Source organism: Streptomyces anandii JCM 4720 (genome assembly GCF_014650655.1).
Lineage (GTDB): Bacteria > Actinomycetota > Actinomycetes > Streptomycetales > Streptomycetaceae > Streptomyces > Streptomyces anandii.
In genome coordinates this window covers 263332-267415 of the sequence record NZ_BMVJ01000001.1, presented here as the reverse complement: position 1 = coordinate 267415, position 4084 = coordinate 263332, and the positions used below count along the sequence as shown (strand labels likewise).

Genomic DNA, 4084 nt, shown 5'->3' with positions numbered 1-4084 from the left:
CGGCCTGATGCGCGACATGCTGCCCCGCGAGCGGCTCGGCTCGGCGATGGCCCTGATGAGCTCCTCGATCGGCGTCGGCGGCGGTCTCGCGCTGCCCGCCGCCGCCCTGGTCGCCCAGCACACCGACTGGCACGCCCTGTTCTACGGCGCCGCCGGACTCGGCGTCCTGTCCATCGTCCTGACCCTGCTCACCGTGCCCGAGTCGCCGATGCGCGCCGAGGGCTCCTTCGACCTGCTGGGCGCGCTCGGTCTGTCCGCCGGGCTGGTCCTGTTCCTGCTGCCCATCACCAAGGGCAGCGACTGGGGCTGGACGTCGGCCACCACGCTCGGCCTGTTCGCCGCCGCCCTCGCCGTCCTGCTGCTGTGGGGCGTGCTGGAACTGCGGATCGCCGCCCCGCTGGTGGACCTGCGCACCACCGCCCGCCGCGAGGTGCTGCTCACCAACCTCGCCTCGATCATGGTCGGCGTCAGCTTCTACGTCGTCTCGCTGGTCCTCCCCCAGCTCCTGCAGCTGCCCACCGCGACCGGTTACGGCCTGGGCCGGTCGATGGTCGTCGCGGGTCTGTGCGTGGCCCCGCTGGGCCTGACGATGATGTTCACCGCGCCGGTCTACGCCCGTCTGTCCGCCCGCTACGGCCCCAAGGTCACCCTGATCATCGGCCTGCTGGTCATCGCCATCGGCTACGGCGGCGGCCTCGGCCTGATGGACGCGGCCTGGCAGACGGTCGTCACCTCCGTCGTCCTGGGCGCCGGCATCGGCCTCGCCTACTCCTCGCTGCCCGCGCTGATCGTCGGCGCGGTCCCGGCCTCCGAGACCGGCGCGGCCAACGGTCTCAACACCCTGATGCGCTCCATCGGCACCTCGGTCTCCAGCGCGGTCATCGGCATGGTGCTGGCCAACACCGCGCACCACGCGGGCGGCCTGGAGATCCCCACCATGCACGGTTTCCGGGTCTCCTTCCTGATCGCCACCGCCGCGGTCGCCCTCGGCCTGGTGCTCGCGCTGTGCCTGCCGAACCCGGCCCGCGCCGCCCGCCCCCAGCTGCACGCCAGCAGCGAGGAGGACGCCAACCTGGCCCGTGCCGCCGAAGCCCTGCGCGGCTTCCGCGGCCGCGTCCTGGACGCCGGGGGCGCGCCGGTCGCCCGCGCCAAGGTCACGCTGATCGACCGCCGGGGACGGCAGGCCGGAGCGACCCTGTCCGCCGCCGACGGCAGCTACGCCCTCACGGTGCCCGCCGAGGGGCCGTACGTCCTGGCCGCCCGCGCCGCCGGGCACGGCCCGCGCGCCTCGGCCGCCACCCACGCCGGCGACGACCGCCCGGTCGATCTGGACCTGTCCCTGCCGGGCGAGACGGTCACCGCCTGAGCGGCGGCCGCCCGGAGCTGAGATCCATCCCACCCGCACCCCCTGTCGCCCGTCCGGCAGGGGGTGCGGCAGCATGGGGCGCCCAAGCCCAGCACGTACGACCGGAAAGGACCCGCATGCCCGCGGCGCCCAAGCCCGACATCCTGGCCGCGTTCGAGGCCGCGAAGGGGTTCATGCCCACCGACGAGGGGCTCGCGCTGTACGCGGCGGCCGTGGAGGCGGCGCGGCTCGGGCTGCCGCTGCTGGAGGTCGGCACCTACTGCGGACGCTCGACGGTCCTGCTCGCGGACGCGGCCCGCCAGGCGGGCGTGACCGCCCTGACCGTCGACCACCACCGGGGCAGCGAGGAGCAGCAGCCCGGCTGGGACTACCACGACCCGGAGACGGTCGACCCCGAGACCGGCCTGATGGACACCCTGCCCGCCTTCCGCCGCACCCTGCACCGGGCGGGCCTGGAGGAGCACGTGGTGGCCCTCGTCGGCCGCTCACCGCAGATCGCCGCGATCTGGAACTCACCCCTCGGACTGGTCTTCGTCGACGGCGGCCACACCGACGAGCACGCGAACGCCGACTACGAGGGCTGGGCGCCCCACGTCGCCGAGGGCGGACTGCTGGTCATCCACGACGTGTTCCCCGAACCGCTGGACGAGTTCACCGGCCAGGCCCCGTACCGCGTGTACCTCAGGGCCCTGGAGTCCGGCGACTTCACCGAGATCTCGGTGACCGGCTCCTTGCGCGTCCTGAGGCGAACCCGGGCGACCACACCGGCTCCCCGTTAGAGTCGCTGGCGTGTCGTATCTGGGACCCGAGTTCGATCAACCGCAGCCGGGCGGTCCCCGGCGTCCGCGTCGCGGGCCGCTGACCGTCGCCCTCGCCGCGCTGGTGCCCGGCGCGCTCCTCGGCTGGGTCGTGTACGAGACGGTGGGCTCCCCGGACGGCGGCGGCTCGGACCAGGCGGCCGTGCGGTCGGCGACGGCCTCCCCCACCTCCTCCGCGCCCCTGCTGCCCTCCTACCCGGGCGAGGACGACAAGCAGGCCGGCGGCTCCGCCGGCCCGAGCGCGCGGGCCGGGTCGTCGGCGCCCGCCGCCTCCGGTTCCGGCTCCCTCAAGGGCAAGGTCGTCGTCATCGACCCCGGCCACAACCCGGGCAACTTCCAGCACGCCTCCGAGATCAACCGCAAGGTGGACATCGGCACCAACCGCAAGGAGTGCGACACCACGGGCACCTCCACCAACGACGGTTACACCGAGGCCCGTTTCACCCTGGACGTGGCGCACCGGCTGCGCACGCTGCTCGAACAGCAGGGCGCCACGGTGAAGTTGACCCGCGACGACGGCTCGCCGTCCTGGGGCCCGTGCGTGGACGAGCGGGCCCGGATCGGCAACGCGGCGCACGCGGACGCCGCCGTCTCCATCCACGCGGACGGCGCGGCGCCCGGCGACCGCGGCTTCCACGTCATCCTGCCGGGGCCCGTGCACGCGGGCGCCGCCGACACCCGCCCGATCGTCCCGGCGTCCAAGGACCTCGGCGAGCGCATCGCGGGCAACTTCGTACGCGTCACGGGCGAGCCGCCCTCCAACTACCTGGGCGGCGGCACCGGGCTCGTCACGCGCGAGGACCTGGGCGGTCTCAATCTGTCAACGGTTCCCAAGGTGTTCATCGAGTGCGGCAACATGCGCGATAGCAAGGACGCGGCATCGCTGACCAGCGAAACCTGGCGGCAGAAGGCGGCGGAGGGGATCTCTGCGGGAATCGTGAGTTTCCTGCGCGGGTCGTGACCGGCGGGCGAAGCCCGGCGGACAGCCCGCTCGTACGGACGATAAGGTCACCGTACGATGAGGGGCCACCCCCGCGCTTCGCACCAACGCCTGCCGGCGACACGGTGACAGCGACGCCTCTACCTACGACGAGACGACCTGCGAAGGACCTGAAGTGAATATCCGCTCCCTCACTCGGGGCGACGGCGTGGTGATCGGAGCAGCGGTGTTGCTCTTCATCGCGTCGTTCCTCAAGTTCTACTCCGTCAACGGGTTCAACCTGGACCAGAACGCGTGGGACGACCTCGGCACCGGCCTCGGCCTCTACATGGGCGGGGTCATCGGCGCCGCCCTGATCGTCGTCAACCGCTGCCTGCCGCAGCCCCGCAAGGTCGCAGGTCTGGACCTCGGGACGGTCGGCGCGGCGTTCACGGTGCTCGTCGCGTGGAGCCTGTTCTGGACGCTGGTGGACATCCCCACCGGCGGGTCCGCCGCCGCCGGCCTGATCCTCGGCTTCATCGCGGCCCTCGTCCTCGCCGGCGCCGCGATCGCCACCCCGCTGGTCCCCGCGCTCCAGGGCGCGCTGCTGCCGGCCCCGGGCCCGGCCGCTCCGCAGCCCTACGGCGCGCAGCCGCAGGGCGGTTACGGCTACCCGGGCGCCCCGCAGCCGCAGTTCGGCGGGCAGCCTCAGCAGCCGCAGCAGACGCAGCCCTTCCCGGGCGGCCCGCAGCCGCAGCAGGCCCAGCAGCCGGCCGCGTCCGGGGCCTTCTCGCCGTTCTGGTTCGCCGTGCCGGCGCCGCGTCCGCTGTTCGCGGAGGACGGCTCCGCAGCGCCCATCGCCGAACTCGCCCCCGGCGTCTGGTACCTGGCGGTCGAGCAGCGCGGCCAGGGCCTGCTGGCCGAGATGCAGGACGGCCGCCGCGGCGTCCTGCAGGACGCGTCGAACATCCAGCGCGGCTG

General features: G+C 73.7%; 4 protein-coding genes. All 4 read left to right on the top strand.

The window, feature by feature from the left end; genetic code table 11:
- A partial coding sequence (locus IE249_RS01205) for an MFS transporter (RefSeq protein ID WP_229857164.1) occupies positions 1-1366 on the top strand: 1366 nt, incomplete at its 5' end.
- A 116-nt stretch (positions 1367-1482) separates the two neighbouring features.
- Positions 1483-2145, top strand: coding sequence for a class I SAM-dependent methyltransferase (locus tag IE249_RS01200; protein WP_189702863.1), 663 nt, complete (start codon positions 1483-1485; stop codon positions 2143-2145).
- Positions 2146-2155: 10 nt separating this feature from the next.
- Entirely contained in the window at positions 2156-3145 is a 990-nt protein-coding gene (locus IE249_RS01195) for an N-acetylmuramoyl-L-alanine amidase (protein WP_189702862.1), read from the top strand.
- Positions 3146-3299: 154 nt separating this feature from the next.
- Positions 3300-4084 (top strand): DUF5336 domain-containing protein (locus IE249_RS01190; protein ID WP_229857162.1); only part of this gene is annotated, 785 nt, incomplete at its 3' end.